Below are 15,617 nucleotides of genomic sequence, written 5' to 3'. Positions count from 1 at the left end.
TGTCGGGTAAGTGGGCGGAAAGCGCTATTCGCCATTTGTCTGACATAGCCTTTGCAATGTCTAGGCATGGGCACGGGCTCGGCGGAGTCGGCGTGACCAGGGGGATAGACAGGTGAGTCGAGCAACGAGAGCTGCACGGTAGGCGTGCCGAAAAGGGCGGTGGCAGGCGGCTCGGGCGCCCGGCGGGACAGCCCCGGGGGTAGCTGAAAACGGCCAGATACGCCATTATGCCCAGCCAGCGGCATCGCCGGGATGGCAGCATGACGTCAGATACCGGCCTCCATGGGTACCTTGTCGGAGGCTGGTGGCAGTCACTACGCCGCGTGCCCGAGGCGGCGCGCTCGAGACGTCGGCACGGCTTGGCGGCGGCGCCTATGCTAGACTGCGGCTGTCATAGAAGCACGGATGCTTCGCTATCCCGTCGTTTTTCGTCGCCAGTTATCATCGCGTCGCCCTTGCCATGGCAAGGCGAGGTGTCGTCGGCGCGCTTCGTTGCCGCCTGCCGCGGCAGGTTCGGCCCGGTGTCCGTGGTGGCGCCGGATGAGCGTGTTGTTACCGGACAAGATAGTTTTGAAAGGAGTGTGAGTGTGAGTGCATCGATCCGGCAAGGTAACCTTGAACGACGCAAGGGGCTGATACCCGCGGTGGCCCTGACCGGGCTGCTGCTTGGCGGCATCGCCCAGAACGTGCTGGCCTTCGGCTTCGACGACGTCGCCAAGCAGGCCGAAGAGCTCTCCCAGCAGGGTTACAGCGAACCGGAACGCAATCTGCCCGATGAGCTGCGCAACCTGAACTTCGCCCAGTACGAGCAGATCCAGTTCAAGCGCGATCGCGATGTCTGGAGCGGCGACGGGGTGCCGTTCACGCTGAGCTTCTTCCACGAAGGCATGCATTACGACAGCGCGATCAAGCTGCACAGCGTCGACGAGCAGGGTGAGGTGCACGACTTCGCCTACAAGCCCGACGATTTCACCTACGGCGACCTGAAGCTCTCGGACAAGGTCAAGAACAGCACCGACCTGGGCATCGCCGGTTTCAAGGTGAACTACGCGCTCAACGACAATCCGCGCAAGGACGAGACCATGGTCTTCCTCGGCGCGAGCTATTTTCGCGTGGTCGGCAAGGATCAGGTCTACGGTGTCTCCGGGCGCGGCCTGGCGGTCGATACCGGTCTCTCCTCGGGTGAAGAGTTTCCGCGCTTCAAGGAATTCTGGGTCGTCAAGCCGAGCAAGAGCAGCCAGTACCTGACCATCTTCGCGCTGCTCGACTCGGCCAGCGTCACCGGCGCCTACCGCTTCGTGCTGCGCCCCGGCGCCGATACCGTGGTCGACGTCAAGTCGCGGCTCTATCTGCGCCGTCCGATCGAGAAACTCGGCATCGCGCCGCTCACCAGCATGTATCTCTATGGCCCGGCGCAGCCCTCTTCCGAGCTCAACTATCGCCCCGCCATCCATGACTCCAACGGTCTTTTGATCAGCGACTCGCAGAACGGCTGGACCTGGCGTGCCCTGGCCAACCCGGCCAAGCTGATGATCAACGAGCAGGCGACCCCGCGGCTGCGTGGCTACGGCCTGATGCAGCGCAACCATGACTTTTCCGCCTACCAGGATATCGCCAACCGCTACGATCTGCGTCCCAGTGCCTGGGTCGAGCCGCAGAACGAGTGGGGCGCGGGCAAGATCGAGCTGATCCAGATTCCGACCCCCAACGAGACCAACGACAACATCGTCTCGATGTGGCTGCCGGAGACCGCGCCCGAGCCGGGTACGCCCCTGGACTACGACTACCGCTTCACCGTGACCAAGAACGAGAGCCGCTACGCCGATCCGTCGCTGGCCTGGGTCGAGCAGACCCGCCGCTCGCGCGGTGAGGTGCTCAAGGACAATCTGGTGCGTGAAGCCGATGGCTCGCTGGCCTTCGTGATCGATTTCGACGGTGCCGCGCTCTCCGGGCTTGGTGACGACGCCAATATCAGCGTCCAGGCCAGCGTGGGTGACAATGGCGAGCTGGTCGGCAGCCGCGCCGAGCCCAACCCGGCCACCGGCGGCTGGCGCGTGTTCGTCAAGGTCAAGCGCAGCGACAACAGCAAGCCGCTGGATATCCGCGCCTACCTCAACAAGGGCGACCAGCGTCTCTCCGAAACCTGGTACTACAGGCTGCCCGCCAATGGCTGATGCGACTCCCTCACAGCGGATCGCATCGGCTGACCAGTACCTCGAGCGCCTGGCGCTCGAGGCCCAGGACCGCGACGCGCGCCGTCGCCTGCTGGCGAGCGATCTGGATACTCACGACATGGCGGCGCTGCATGCGGCCCTGGGTGGGCACGAGCCGGACCCTGAGGACCCTGCGGCGCAATCGGTAGGGCGGCGGCTGGCGCTGGCCTATGCCGAGCCGCCGTTGGCACCACCGGAGGTGCTCACCACCGACGCGGCGGGGATCACCCGCTTGCAGACCGCACCGCCGATGCAGCGCACGCCGCTGGCACCGGAGGCGTGGTCGACCAACCCGTTCGTGCGTTTCGGGCAGCGCTTTCGCAACTGGGTGGGGCGCGGCTTCCGCCGTCGGGTGCGCCCGGCCAAGCCCAAGCCGCGCTGGCAGTGGGTCGCCACCGGGCGTCGCTGGGTGCTGCTGGTACTGATTTTTGGCCAGAGCGTGATCGCCGCCAACCAGATGCGCACGGTGCTGCCGGGGCAGGGCGCCCAGTGGCTGGAGATGGCCATTCTGGGGCTGTTCGTGCTGCTGTTCGCCTGGGTGTCGGCGGGTTTCTGGACCGCGCTGATGGGCTTTTTCCAGCTTTTGCGCGGGCGCGACCGCTACGCCATCGATTCGGAAGTAGGCGACGAGCCGATCGACCCGAGTGCGCGTACCGCACTGCTGGTGCCGATCTGCAACGAGGACGTGCCGCGGGTGTTCGCGGGAGTGCGCGCGACCCTGGAGTCGCTGCGCCAGAGTGGTAATGATCGTCACTTCGATCTGTTCATCCTGAGCGACACTTTCGATCCCGACACGGCGATCGCCGAAACGCACGCCTGGCTGGCGCTGTGTCGCGATCTCGATGCCTTCGGCCAGGTCTTCTATCGCCGGCGCCAGCGCCGGGTCAAGCGCAAGAGCGGCAACCTCGACGACTTCTGCCGTCGCTGGGGCGCGCTCTATCGCTACATGCTGGTGCTCGATGCCGATAGCGTGATGAGCGGTGCCTGCCTGACGCGCCTGGTGCAGATGATGGAGGCACATCCGGATGCCGGCATCGTGCAGACCGCGCCGCGCGCCTCGGGGCGTCTCAATCTCTATGCGCGCATGCAGCAGTTCGCGACCCGTGTCTACGGCCCGCTGTTCACGGCCGGGCTGCACTTCTGGCAGCTAGGCGAGTCGCACTACTGGGGCCACAACGCGATCATTCGCATGGCGCCGTTCATGCGCCACTGCATGCTCGCGCCGCTGCCCGGCAAGGGCTCGATGTCGGGTGAGATCCTCTCCCACGACTTCGTCGAGGCGGCGCTGATGCGGCGTGCCGGCTGGGGTGTCTGGATCGCCTACGAGCTCGAGGGCAGCTACGAGGAGATGCCGCCCAACCTGCTCGACGAGCTCAATCGCGACCGTCGCTGGTGTCACGGCAACCTGATGAACTTCCGGCTGTTCCTCTCCAAGGGGATCCACCCGGTCCATCGTGCGGTCTTTTTGACCGGCCTGATGTCCTACATCTCGGCGCCGCTGTGGTGTCTGTTCCTGGTGCTGTCGACGGCGCTGCTGGCCGTGCATACCCTGAGCACGCCGAACTACTTCCCCGAGCCGGGGATGATGTTCCCGGTCTGGCCGCAGTGGAATCCGACCCTGGCCGTGGGCCTGTTCGGCGCCACCGCGACGCTTTTGTTCCTGCCCAAGGTGCTGAGCGTGGTGCTGGTGTGGATCCAGGGCAGCCGGCAGTTCGGCGGGCCGTTCAAGGTCTTCGTCAGCATGGTGCTGGAGTCGCTGTTCTCGATGGCGCTGGCGCCGGTGCGGATGCTGTTCCATACCCGCTTCGTGCTCACCTCGCTGATGGGTTGGGCGATCCAGTGGCGCTCGCCATCGCGCGAGAACAGCGACACCACCTGGGGTGACGCGATCCGCAACCACTGGAGTCAAACCCTGATCGGCGCGGTGTGGGCGACCGGGGTCTACTTCATGGAGCCGACCTTCCTGTGGTGGCTGTCGCCGATCGTCGGCGCGATGATGCTGTCGATCCCGGTCTCGGCGCTGTCGAGCCGGGTGGGCCTGGGCAGCGCCTGCTTCCGCGCGCGGCTGTTCCGCATTCCCGAGGAGACCCATCCGCCACGCGTGCTGCGGCGGATGGTGCGCCATCTGGGGCGGATGAATGCGGCGGCGGCCACTCCGCACTTCGTGCAGGTGGTGGTCGACCCGGTCGCCAATGCGCTGGCCACGGCGCTGGGCACCTCGCGTCACGCCACGGCGGAACCGCTGCGCCGGCGCCGGGCAGAGCGCGTGGCGGCGGCGGCGACCCGTGGGCCCGCGGCGATGGGCAATCTCGAACGGCTGGCGTTTCTCGACGATCCGGTGATGATGTCGCAGCTGCACTTCCGCGTCTGGAGCGATAAGCAGGCGCACCGGGAGTGGTTCGAATCCGGCATGCCGTCGCGCGAGTCGACCCGGGTGCCAGTGTTCGCCTGAGCTAGGGATGCAGGGCGAACGCCAGGATGGGCCGACGATCGTCGGCCCATTGCGTTGATGGGCGGTCGCGACCGTGAAGATTGTGCCCGGGGTGTCTATTCTTGAGGCGACGGCGGCAAGCGCCGCCTCGACACCCCTCATCGGAATCAAGGAGTGACTCTATGGGCTTTATCTTGTGGCTGATCATCGGGGGTATCGCCGGCTGGATCGCGGGTAAGGTGATGCGCGGCGGCGGCTTCGGCATCCTCGGCAATATCGGCGTGGGTATCGTCGGCGCCGTGATCGGCGGCTTCATCTTCAGTCTGCTGGGGCTCTCCTCCAACGGCTTGATCGGTTCGTTGGTGGTGGCCACGATCGGTGCCATCATCCTTTTGTGGGTGGTGGCCAAGATCAAGAAGGCCTAGCCCTCGCGCCAACCGGCGTGAAAGGCGCGGGCCGTGCGGCGGGGCTTTGCGGCCCCGCCTGTCGCGCTTGGCGGGGCACGCCGCGTCTTCGGGCGTGCCCGGCGGCGTGAATCGGGTAGAATGAGATCTTTCGACGGCCAGAGATCTGCAAGGAATGCCTGATTCAAAGACCGCCGTGTCCGGCACGCAAAGCGCCGGCCAGAAGGAGCGTTTCATTGGCCTGGAGTGGCTGCGCTTCTTTCTCGGCCTGTATATCGTCATCTTCCATACGCTGCACACCTATCCCTCGATCAGCAGCTGGTCGCACTATGTGACCGATATCGGCTTCTTCTCGACCAGCGCGTTCTTCGTGCTCTCGGGGTTTCTGCTGACCCACGTCTATCTCGACGACGCGCATCGCATGCGCGAGCCGGTCAAGAGCTTCTTACTCAAGCGTTTCTCGAATCTCTATCCGATTCATATCGGCTCGCTGATCCTGGCGATGAGTGTGTCGGCGCTGGTCGGCTATCTCGCCATTGCGCCGGGTGACAGCGACATCTCGCTGCGCTTCGTGGTCTACGACGTCAACAACGACATCGGCCAGCTCGACTGGAAAAGCCTCAACCACACCATGTCGCCGCTGGAAACGGGCATCAATCTGCTGCTCAACCTGACCCTGCTGCACGCCTGGAATCCGCTCTATCTGACCTTCAATCCGCCCTCCTGGTCGATCTCGGCGCTGTTCTTCTTCTATCTGACCTTCCCGTGGCTGGCGCCGCGTCTGCGCCGGGTACTGCATCCGCGGCGCGCCATGCTGTGGGTCAATCTGATCTATCTGATTCCTCCGCTGATCGTGGTCTTCACCACCAATTACGGGGTGCCGGAGACCGGCATTCTGCACCGCAATCCGCTGATCCGGCTGCCGGAGTTCGCCGCCGGCATTCTGCTCTATACGTTCTATGCCCAGCAGCGTTCGGCGGGGCGCTCGATGTCGCCGAGCCGGCAGCTGCTGGCACTGCTCGGCGTGTCTGCCAGCATTGCGGTGGCGCTGTTTCTGCTCGGGCGCGGACACGCCTGGTACTACCTGCTGCATGATGGACTGCTGCTGCCGGCGCAGCTGACGCTGGTCTACGTGGCCGCGCAGTGGGGCGAGCCCAGGAGCCGACGGATCAAGCGCCTGGCCTCGCGTCTGGGCGGCGCCTCGCTGCCGATGTTCGCCCTGCACGTGCCGCTGTATGCGGTGTTCTCGCGGGTCGAGCGGGTGCTCTCGGGGGATCCGGGGCTGTGCCTGAGCGACTTTCGCGGCTGCCTGGCCGCGGCCGGCGAGGTGCATCTGTGGCTCTATCCGGTCTTTCTGCTGCTCACGGTGCTGTTCTGTATCGTGTTCCAGGAGCAGTTCGTGGTCCGGGTCCGGCGCTGGCTGCTGCGCCATCTGCTGCACAAGACGCCGCGCACGCATGTCGACAAGATGAGCTGATTTGGCGACCCGCGCGATGCCCCGGCGACCTGGCGGTCGGCGGGGCGTTCGCTTTCCGGTATACTGTGCCGCCGCGTCCGTGGCGGTCTTCTCGATCGTCAAGCGGACGTCCTGTCTTCGGCGTTTCACGAGGTCTCTCTTTGCGCGAACTTCTCGTCCAGTGGTGGGCTCAGCAGCTGACACTCTGCGGTTGGCCCGAGGGCGCCGATCCGCGCCAGGCGCTGTCGCCGGTGCAGGCGCGGGAGCGTCTGCAGACGCTGGCGATCACCGATCGCGACGAGTTCGCCTGGCGGCTGTGGGAGAGCGCGGTCGATGGGCAGCAGCCACCGCTGTCGCGTCTGGCGACGCTCGAACTGCTGGCGCTGGGTGGGGCGGCAGGGTGGCTCGAGGGCGAGCGCCAGGCCGCCTGGCTTGCCTGGCTGGCGGCGGAGATCATGACCGCCTACCCCTCGCTGACCCGCTGGCGCGCGGCGCTGGCGCCGTGGAGCGATCCGCTGCTGGATGCCGCCGGGCGCGCGCTGGCCAAGCGTGAACGTCAGGGTCGTGGGGTCGACTGGCAGGCGCTGGGGCGTCAGCTGGAAGGGGCGCAGGCGGTGCCCGAGTCGCTGTGGGCCGATCAGCTGTGGGGGGCGCGCGCGACCTTCGCCCCGGTGCTGTGCTGGCCGTTCACCCCCGACCCCGACGAGCGCTTGGGGTGGCAGCGTCTGCTGCGTGAAGAGCTCGATATCGCCGGGCGCGATGCGCTGCTCGCGGGCCTCGAGTGGCTGGCGCGTCAGGGCTATCGTTACGGCTGGGACATGGATGCCGCCCGGCTCGGGCGCGAGGGCCCGAAGGAAGCCGAGACCTGGCTCGCCTCGCTCGGCGAGCAGCGCGAGTATGGCCAGGTGCTGGTCGCCTTCCTGGCCCGCGCGGAGCCGCTCGAATGGGCGGCCTGGGACTGGCTGCGGCTGATCGACCAGGCTTATCTTGGCTTCGGCGCGGGCTGGCTGTCGGCGCAGGAGGCCGAGACCTTCGCTGCCCACGGTCTGGACCTTCTGCAGCAGCGCTACGCCGACTGGCCCGCCATGGCCCACGCCTACCAGCGTGGTCGCAGCCTGTTCGAGGGGCGTGATCTGTGCGCTGACCTCGAAGCCGATTGGGGCCGCCTGCTGGGGGCGACCGGCAGCCCCTGGCAGACCCCGCTGGCACACAGCCTCGACGATGGCCGTCGCCAGCAGGCGCGGCGCGTGGTGCGTGAGCGTCACGCCTCGGCCGACGCCTGGGTGCTGGCGCTGGCGGCGGTGCGGGAGCCGGACCTGGCGACCCGCCGGCAGCTCGGCGAGCCGCTGGCACCGGCGCGGCGTGAGGATGCCGAGCGCTATCTCAACGAGGTGCTGACGCTGCGCCGGGACGAACCGCTGACGGCGCTGGCGCGCTACTGGATGCCGGCTCAGGCGCATCATCTCAACCAGTTGGCGGCGGATGCGCGTCACCCCGGCGCGGCAGGCAGCGGTCGCGTGGCGGGCGAGCGGCGTCAGGCGTTGAAGGCGTGCGCCGATCACGCCGCGACCATCTTCATGGCCGAGAAGTACGCTTTCTATCTGCTCATGGCGGCGGACAGCGAGCGCTACGCGCCGGCCGAGCTGCAGGCGCAGGCGCGTTCGCTGGCGGGTGCGCTCGGGCGCTTCTATGCTACGCCGCAGACGCTGCTCGCGGCCTGGCTGACGTGGGAGACGCTGCTCAGCCCCGAGGAAGCGCCGGAGGAGACCGGGCTGGGCGATGATATCGCCTGGCATCTGCGCGACCCCGGCTCGCGCTTTCACTGGCTGACGCCGGTCTTCGATAGCCAGTGGCAGGAGCCGGGGCCGCGCCCGAGTCTCGAACAGTTCACTGCGATCTCGCTAGCCGGGCCGCTCAACGAGGCGGCGTGGCAATGGCCGTTGCCGCTGGCGGCGGAGGATCGGCGCGCGCTGCAGGAGTGGCTGGAGCATCAGTACGCACTGCAGGGGGCCGTGGGGCTCACCGAGTTTCTCGATTTCCTGCTCGAGGCGGGGGATCGTCAGGAGTATCAGATCAACTACGCGCCCTATACGCTCAATCGGCGCCGGCTGGCCGAGGAGATCGCGATTCTCGAGTCCGGTGACTGCGGCGAGGAGGAGCGGGTGCATCTGCTGCGGCTACGCCATGTGCGCGACAACGCCTGCGGCTGCAACGACGAAGACATGACCGCCTGGGATATCGCCCAACTGGTCGATCTGAGTCTCGCCGGGCGCCAGCTCGACTGGCTCGACGATGCCACGCTGACGCGCTATCTCGAGGCAGCGGGGCGCCTCGCCGAGCGCCACTACAGCAGCTGGCAAGCCTACGCCGAGGGGCTCTACAGCGGTTTCGGCTTCTTTATGGACGACACCCCGGAGCGCGACGATTTCCTGCGCCGCTTCCGTGAGGCGTTGAATGCCTGGCTCGGCGCCTCGCCGCTGCTCGCCGGCAGCTGGGCGAGTCTCGACTTCCCTGGTCGTCCGGGGCGCCACTCGACGCCGCTGCACGTCGACGTGCTGGTGGGCGGGCCGCACCGGCTGCACTGAACGCGCCGCCGCGATCGAGTCTCGCTTTCATCGCGATAGGGCTCGTCAAAGCCCTAGCGATGACATATCATCCGCGATGTGCTACGCCCGTCGGCCAGACGGCGCGTGGTTTTTTTGTTCCTGACTATCGATGATTCGAGCCGAATACTGGCCGCTTTGGCGGTGATACCCCCACCGGTGTCACCACCACAGCGACTCAATTCGCCCGATGGCGCTTGCCCGGTCTTGAGACGTCCGCGGCGTGTATCGAGGCATGCCCGTGGTGGCTCACCGGTGAATGAGGTTGCGCTGAATGCTCAAACGCACGGCCCTGGGGTTGGCCATCGCCTTTGTCGTGAGTGGCTGTTCGACCCCCGCACAACAACAACAGGTTCACGCGCAGTACGCGCTTCCGGTGGCCAAGTCGCGCTTCGTCGTCGCCCAGCAGACGCCGGCGGCATCACCGCCCCGGACGCATCAGCAGGCACGCCAGGTGCGTGACTACCGCCAGCCTTCCCCCGTCTCGCCTACCATCATTCGCGAAGCGCTGCTCGATGAGCACCAGCGCTGGGTCGGCACCCCCTATGCACTCGGCGGCAATGGCCGTCACGGCATCGACTGCTCGGCGCTGATGCAGCATGTGTTCACCGAGGCCTTCTCGCTCGAGCTGCCGCGCACCACCGAGGAGCAGGTCCAGGAGGGCAGCCGCGTCTCGCGCAGCGATCTCAAGGCCGGCGATCTGGTCTTCTTCCGTCCGCCAGGGCCCTACAACCATGTCGGTGTCTACGTCGGCGATGGCTACTTCCTGCACGCCTCGACGTCGCAGGGGGTCAAGCTGTCGCGGCTCGACAATGTCTACTGGGGACGCTACTACTGGCAGGCACGGCGCCCCATGGAGCGCACCCAGCTGGCGCAGCGGGTGGTTCTGGCCAGCGAGGGCTGAGGGTCACCGCAGCTTACGTGTTGCGCCATGCGCGCCGCGATGGAAGTAGACAAAAGGAAGTAGACAAAAAAGGGCAGCCGAGAGGCTGCCCTTTGTCGTTGCGCCCGCATGAGCGGGGCGCCGCGGTGTGCGACTCAGTGCTCGTGGCCGCCTTCACCGTGAACGTGGCCATGGGAGACCTCGTCTTCGGTCGCTTCACGCACCTCGGTGATCTCGACGTCGAAGTTGAGCTTCTCGCCGGCCAGCGGGTGGTTGCCGTCGACGGTGACGGTGTCGCCTTCGACCTTGGTCACGGTGACCATCAGCGGGCCTTCCTGGGTCTGGGCCTGGAACTGCATGCCCGGCTGGACTTCCTCGACGCCCTGGAAGGCGTCGCGCGGCACTTCCTGTACCAGCGCCGGCTGTACTTCACCGTAGCCTTCGCTCGGCTCGACGGCGACCGTGAGCTTGTCACCATTGGTGCGGCCTTCGAGCTGCTTCTCCAGCCCCGGGATGATGTTGCCCGCGCCGTGAAGATAGGTCAGCGGATCGCGGCCTTCCGAGCTGTCCAGGACCTCGCCCGCGTCGTTGGTCAGGGTATAGTGAAAAGCGACCACGGAGTTCTGGGCAATCTGCATCTGGGAACCTTTGCGTTTGTGCATGTCTCCAATATCGTAACGTGCCATGGCTTCCGTGTCAGGTGGTGAGCGGCTGTCATGGGCGAAAACCATGCCTCTCGCCCGGCATTCACCGGCAGTTGCGCCGGATCGAGGCTGTGAGTACCCTGCGGAAGGCATTGATATCGTGATCTCTGGGGTGAGGAGAGGTGTTGCATGACCGTGTTTATCGTATGGCTCGTCGCCTTTGCCGTGCTGCTGTTCCTGGCGCTCAAGGCGTGGGATGGGGCGCTGGGTGGCGCGGTTGAGCGCTGGCTGCCGGCGCAGCTCAGAGGGGATCCGGCGCAGGATCGCTGGATGGTGTCGGTGGCGTTGGCGATCCTGGGGGCGACGTTCATCGTCAAGCCGATCTCGATGCTGCTGACGCTGATTCTGCTGGCACTGCTGGTGTGGGTCGGCAAGCGCCTGGCCTGCTGGGCGCTGCGTAAGGCCAAACTGCACTGAGCAGAATGTCGGCGATACTACCGGCCAGAGTGACGACGGGCGCTGTCGCGATGACAGCGCCCGTCGTGTTTTAGGCTCGGGAGCCCCCGGGCTCAGAGCCAGGTGGAGAGAGTGAGCGAGCCGAATCGATCGCTGCCGTCCTGCTCGTCGAACTCCTTGGTGCGCCACACCGAGCTGTAGGAGAGCTGCCAGCGGTCCCAGGACAGCGCCAGGCCGAGCTGGGCGTCACCGACCCAGGGGCGACGATCCACCGAGTGGCTGTCTTCGAAGGTGTTGCCGTCGAGCAGCATGTTGTGGGCCATGAGTCGGCCCTCGAGATTGGCGAAGAGATACCAGTTGAAACCGCTGTTCTCGCGGAAGTAGACCCGACTGCCCTGTGACGGCGCCACCGCCGGCACGCCGAAGCTCTGGTCGAGTCCCTCGCCCAGGCGCAGGCCCAGACCGCTGGCAGCGTAGGTGTAGAGGTTGCCCACGGCGAAGCCCACCGAGGGGCCGAATTCGGTCTCCAGGCCGCCTAAGTGGGCGGTCTTCCACCAGGCGGTCTCGTAGGCCACATTGACGAAGGGCTCGTTGTGAAGCTGGTTGTGCCAGCCTTCGGGCTCGTCGCTGCCGATCCAGTGGTGGAAGTTCTTCTGTACCGTACGCGCACCCGAGCCGGGGCCGACCAGGCCAGCGTCGAAGAACAGGCCGCTGGTGCGGCGCCAGCCGGGCGTGCGCGACTCGTCGAACAGTGAGAGCCCGGCATACAGGACGCCGGCGTAGGGGCGATCGTCCTCGACCAGGCTGCGCTGATCGATGTCCTCGGGGGTGTAGATCTGCTGGCCGAAGCGATAGGCGGCGCCGTCCAGCGTGGCGCCGCTCCAGCCCGGTAGGATGTCGGCGAGCCGGCGCGTCCAGTGACCGGCACTTGGCGCGAAGGACCAGCCGATCTCGAGGCCGTTGGTGTAGTGACCGTCGCCGCCGCTGGCGAACAGGTCGTTTTCCGCTTTGAGCGTGAGCAGGCCGTCGGCGCCGGCGGCACCCGACAGCAGCACTGCGGCCAGGCCGGCCGTGGCTGTTATGCGTCCCTTCATGTCCCTGTCATTCCCTTAAGAGTCTTAACCACAGAACATACGATAGCGTATGTAAAGTGCGGGCGACAGGCGAAAATAGTATCAGGCTAACGATGCGCGCCGAGCGCCTGCTAGAACGCAGAAACGGTGCCCCGTAGGACACCGTTTCGTGGCCGCTGACCTGAGATCAACGCGCAGAAGCGCGCCGCCGGCAGGCGTCAGTAGGGGGCGACGCTGACGCTGGAGCCGCTGGCGATCAGGCGCACGCGCTGGCCGACCTGCCAGTTGCGATCGGCCTTCTGCACGACCACGACGTTCTGACCGCTGTCCTGGCGGATCTCCAGCTCGTAGGCGTCGACGCGATCGGTCGCCTGCTGGATCTTGCTGCCGGCGATGGTGCCACCGATCGCACCCGCCGCGGTGGCCAGGGTCTTGCCGGAGCCACCGCCCACCTGGTTGCCGAGGAGGCCGCCGATCACCGCGCCGCCCAGGCTGCCCAGGACGCTCTCGCCGTTACCACCCTGGATCTGTACCGGGCGCACCGACTGAATGGTGCCGTAGCTGACCGACTGTGCGGTCTCGGCTTGATTGCCACGGTAGACGTCGCCCGAGTAGGTCGAGTTGTTGGCGCAGCCGGCCAGCGCCAGCACGCTCATGGCCAGCGCGGGGATAAGCAGTTTCTTCATGTTCACTCCTCCTGAACCTAGCAACATAGCGTTGTGCCAAGAATATTAAAACAGTGTTTCCGAACTCGTCCAGCATTTCTGCCGCGGCCGGCCCGACTTAGTGTAGGCGGCCTGCGACGAACTTGCCGCCGCTGCACGCTCACGCATCCTCGTCGTCTTCCTCATCCTCGTCCCAGCACAGGCTGCCGGCATCGAGCAGCGCGGCCAGCACGACGGCCGCCTCGGGGTGGTCCAGGCTCTCCTGGCCCAGGGGCTCGGCCTCGCACAGGCGTTGCGCCAGCGCCGGATCGCACTCGAGGGCGTCGCCGTCGGCGAACAGCGTCGCCCGGGTCGGCGTCTGCCCCCGCCAGGCGAAGCGTGAGCCGGGACTATGCAGCAGGTGCTTGCCGGCGGTCAGTGCTGCCTTCACCTCGGCTGGATCGCTTGGGCTGTCGCTGGGTACCAGCTGATCGAGATACTTGGGCTGGGTCATGGCGCGACCGAACCATTGCGCCATCTGATCCGGGCGATCGATGGTGGCCAGCAGCAGCGCGCGCACGCGCTCCACCGCGGCGTCGTCCAGCTCACCGGGGTGCTGCGGCGGCTGCAGATCGGCATCGGTGTAGCGCTGGCTGTCGCCGAGCTGCTCGCCGATGTAGTCGGCGAAGGCAGTGACTGTCTCGTCGACCGAGGGCGCGCGAAAGCCGATCGAGAAGGTCATGCAGTCATCCGAGGCGCTGACCCCGTGATGGGCTACGCCCGGCGGCAGGTAGAGCATGTCGCCGGGTTCCAGGACCCAGTCCTGATCGGGCTGGACCTCGAAGGTGTCGAGAATGCGCAGATCGATCCCGGCGATCAGCGGCGCATCGTCGCCGGGCTTGCCGCCCAGCTGCCAGTGGCGTCGTCCGCTGGCCTGCAGCAGGAAGACATCGTACTGGTCGACATGCGGGCCGACGCTGCCGCCGCTGGGGGCGTAGCTGACCATGATGTCGTCGAGCCGCCACTGCGGCAGGAAGTCGAACTGGGCGAGCAGTGCGGCGACCTCGGGCACGTAGTGGTCGACTGCCTGCACCAGCAGTGACCAGCCGCTCTCGGGCAGGCGCGCGAAGGTGGCGTCGTCGAACGGGCCTTGGCTCACCTGCCACGCCTTGTCCGGGCCCTGCTCCTCGACCAGGCGCGACTCGACCTCGGGTTCGCAGGCCAGGCCGGCGAGGTCGTCCGGATCCAGGGGCGAGACGAAGTCAGGCAGTGCGCCGCGGATCAACAGCGGCGACTTCTGCCAGTGGCGGCTCAGGAACTGGGCGGGCGTCAGGCCGCCCAGCAGCGTGCGCGGGGTATTGGCGACGGTCATGGCATCCTCCTGCGGTGGGGCGGGCGCGCTCAGGCGCCCAGCGCCTTGGCCTGGGCGGCGGCGTTGCCCGTGTAGGTGCCCGGGGTCAGCGCCTTGAGCTCGCGCTTGACCTCGTCCGGCAGCGCAAGGGTGTCGATGAAGGCGGCGAAGCCCGCCTGGTCGATACGCTTGCCGCGGGTCAGTTCCTTGAGCTTTTCGTAGGGCTTTTCGATGCCGTAGCGGCGCATCACGGTCTGGATGGGCTCGGCCAGCACTTCCCAGCTGTTGTCCAGGTCGGCGTCGATGCGTTCCGGGTTGGCTTCGAGCTTGCTGATGCCCTTGAGCGTCGCCTGGTAGGCGATCAGGCCCTGTGCCAGGCCGGTGCCGAGGTTACGCAGCACGGTGGAGTCGGTCAGGTCGCGCTGCCAGCGGGAAATCGGCAGTTTCTGGGCCAGGTGCGTCAGCACGGCGTTGGCGATCCCCAGATTGCCCTCGGAGTTCTCGAAGTCGATCGGGTTGACCTTGTGCGGCATGGTCGATGAGCCGATTTCGCCGGCCACCGTGCGCTGTTTGAAGTAGCCCAGCGAGATGTAGCCCCAGACGTCGCGATCGAAGTCGATCAGGATGGTGTTGAAACGACACACCGCGTCGAACAGCTCGGCGATGTAGTCGTGGGGCTCGATCTGGGTGGTGTAGGGGTTGAAGGTCAGCCCCAGTTCGGCGACGAAGGTCTCCGCATTGGCCGCCCAGTCGATGTTCGGGTAGGTCGCCAGGTGAGCGTTGTAGTTGCCCACGGCGCCATTGATCTTGCCCAACAGCTCGACGGCCTCGATCTGCTGGAGCTGGCGACGCAGACGCGCGGCGACGTTGGCCATTTCCTTGCCCAGGGTCGTGGGGCTCGCCGTCTGGCCGTGGGTGCGCGAGAGCATCGGCTGGTCGGCATGCTTGTGGGCCAGAGCGACGATGGCGTCGGTGACCTCGTGCATCACCGGCAGCAGCACATCCTTCAGGCCGCCACGCAGCATCAGGGCGTGAGACAGGTTGTTGATGTCTTCGCTGGTGCAGGCGAAGTGGATGAACTCGGTGACGGCGTGGAGTTCGGCGTTGTCCTCGACCTGCTCCTTGAGGAAGTATTCCACCGCCTTGACGTCATGGTTGGTGGTGCGCTCGATGTCCTTGATGCGCTGGGCATCCTCGACGCTGAAGTTGGCGACGATGGCGTCGAGCCAGGCACTGGCGTCGGCTGACAGCGCCGGCACTTCCTTGATGCCGTCATGCGCGGCCAAGCGCTGTAGCCAGCGCACCTCGACGGTGACGCGGGCGCGGATCAGGCCGAACTCGCTGAAGTGCTGGCGCAGCGCGGCGGTCTTGTCGGCGTAGCGGCCGTCGACGGGAGAGAGGGCGGTGAGAGCAGAGAGTTCGATCATCTTGGGTTCCCGAAGCGTCGCGCGAGCGATGG

At 66.5% G+C, this 15,617-nt stretch carries 12 protein-coding genes; 7 read left to right on the top strand and 5 right to left on the bottom strand.

Annotated elements, in window-relative coordinates:
- Positions 1-587: 587 nt before the first annotated feature.
- The 6 genes from J0A90_RS04415 to J0A90_RS04390 all read left to right on the top strand — a co-directional run bounded on the left by J0A90_RS04415 (position 588) and on the right by J0A90_RS04390 (position 10,011).
- A complete protein-coding gene (locus tag J0A90_RS04415; protein ID WP_233076485.1) occupies positions 588-2,174 on the top strand; it encodes a glucan biosynthesis protein G in 1,587 nt (528 codons plus the stop codon).
- Positions 2,167-4,665, top strand: a complete 2,499-nt coding sequence (gene mdoH / locus J0A90_RS04410; RefSeq protein WP_207030992.1) for a glucans biosynthesis glucosyltransferase MdoH — start codon at positions 2,167-2,169, stop codon at positions 4,663-4,665. The genes J0A90_RS04415 and mdoH overlap by 8 nt, the downstream gene beginning before the upstream one ends.
- 161 nt (positions 4,666-4,826) lie before the next feature.
- Positions 4,827-5,069: a GlsB/YeaQ/YmgE family stress response membrane protein gene (locus J0A90_RS04405; RefSeq protein WP_035473219.1), complete on the top strand. Its 243-nt coding sequence runs from the start codon at positions 4,827-4,829 to the stop codon at positions 5,067-5,069.
- A gap of 154 nt (positions 5,070-5,223) precedes the next feature.
- Positions 5,224-6,525 carry an acyltransferase gene (locus tag J0A90_RS04400; protein WP_207030990.1) on the top strand — a complete coding sequence of 434 codons (1,302 nt, stop codon included), beginning with the start codon at positions 5,224-5,226 and terminating at the stop codon, positions 6,523-6,525.
- Between the two features lie 140 nt (positions 6,526-6,665).
- Positions 6,666-9,089 carry a YbeU/YbeR family protein gene (locus J0A90_RS04395; protein ID WP_207030988.1) on the top strand — a complete coding sequence of 808 codons (2,424 nt, stop codon included), beginning with the start codon at positions 6,666-6,668 and terminating at the stop codon, positions 9,087-9,089.
- 292 nt (positions 9,090-9,381) lie between these two features.
- On the top strand, positions 9,382-10,011 hold the full coding sequence (locus tag J0A90_RS04390; protein ID WP_106419855.1) for a C40 family peptidase: 630 nt from the start codon (positions 9,382-9,384) through the stop codon (positions 10,009-10,011).
- A gap of 134 nt (positions 10,012-10,145) precedes the next feature.
- Here J0A90_RS04390 and J0A90_RS04385 read toward each other — a convergent pair whose 3' ends face one another.
- Positions 10,146-10,628, bottom strand: coding sequence for a peptidylprolyl isomerase (locus J0A90_RS04385; RefSeq protein ID WP_207031222.1), 483 nt, complete (start codon positions 10,626-10,628; stop codon positions 10,146-10,148).
- Positions 10,629-10,823: 195 nt separating this feature from the next.
- Here J0A90_RS04385 and J0A90_RS04380 point away from each other — a divergent pair, with 195 nt between their 5' ends.
- On the top strand, positions 10,824-11,111 hold the full coding sequence (locus J0A90_RS04380) for a hypothetical protein (protein WP_207030986.1): 288 nt from the start codon (positions 10,824-10,826) through the stop codon (positions 11,109-11,111).
- Positions 11,112-11,203: 92 nt separating this feature from the next.
- On the opposite strand, the gene J0A90_RS04375 is transcribed toward J0A90_RS04380, so the two are convergent.
- The 4 genes from J0A90_RS04375 to purB form a co-directional block, all read right to left on the bottom strand.
- Positions 11,204-12,184, bottom strand: coding sequence for a lipid A deacylase LpxR family protein (locus J0A90_RS04375; RefSeq protein WP_207030984.1), 981 nt, complete (start codon positions 12,182-12,184; stop codon positions 11,204-11,206).
- Between the two features lie 197 nt (positions 12,185-12,381).
- The gene (locus J0A90_RS04370) at positions 12,382-12,849 is read right to left on the bottom strand and encodes a glycine zipper 2TM domain-containing protein (RefSeq protein ID WP_207030981.1); all 468 of its coding nucleotides are present in this window, start codon (positions 12,847-12,849) and stop codon (positions 12,382-12,384) included.
- A 139-nt stretch (positions 12,850-12,988) separates the two neighbouring features.
- The gene (locus J0A90_RS04365; protein ID WP_207030979.1) at positions 12,989-14,179 is read right to left on the bottom strand and encodes a cupin domain-containing protein; all 1,191 of its coding nucleotides are present in this window, start codon (positions 14,177-14,179) and stop codon (positions 12,989-12,991) included.
- A 29-nt stretch (positions 14,180-14,208) separates the two neighbouring features.
- Positions 14,209-15,582 carry an adenylosuccinate lyase gene (gene purB, locus J0A90_RS04360; RefSeq protein ID WP_207031220.1) on the bottom strand — a complete coding sequence of 458 codons (1,374 nt, stop codon included), beginning with the start codon at positions 15,580-15,582 and terminating at the stop codon, positions 14,209-14,211.
- Positions 15,583-15,617 lie beyond the last annotated feature (35 nt).

The sequence above is a fragment of the Salinicola sp. DM10 genome, assembly GCF_017306975.2.
Taxonomy (GTDB): domain Bacteria; phylum Pseudomonadota; class Gammaproteobacteria; order Pseudomonadales; family Halomonadaceae; genus Salinicola.
Note: the sequence above shows the minus strand (reverse complement) of the source record. Positions and strands in the feature narration are given on the sequence as shown.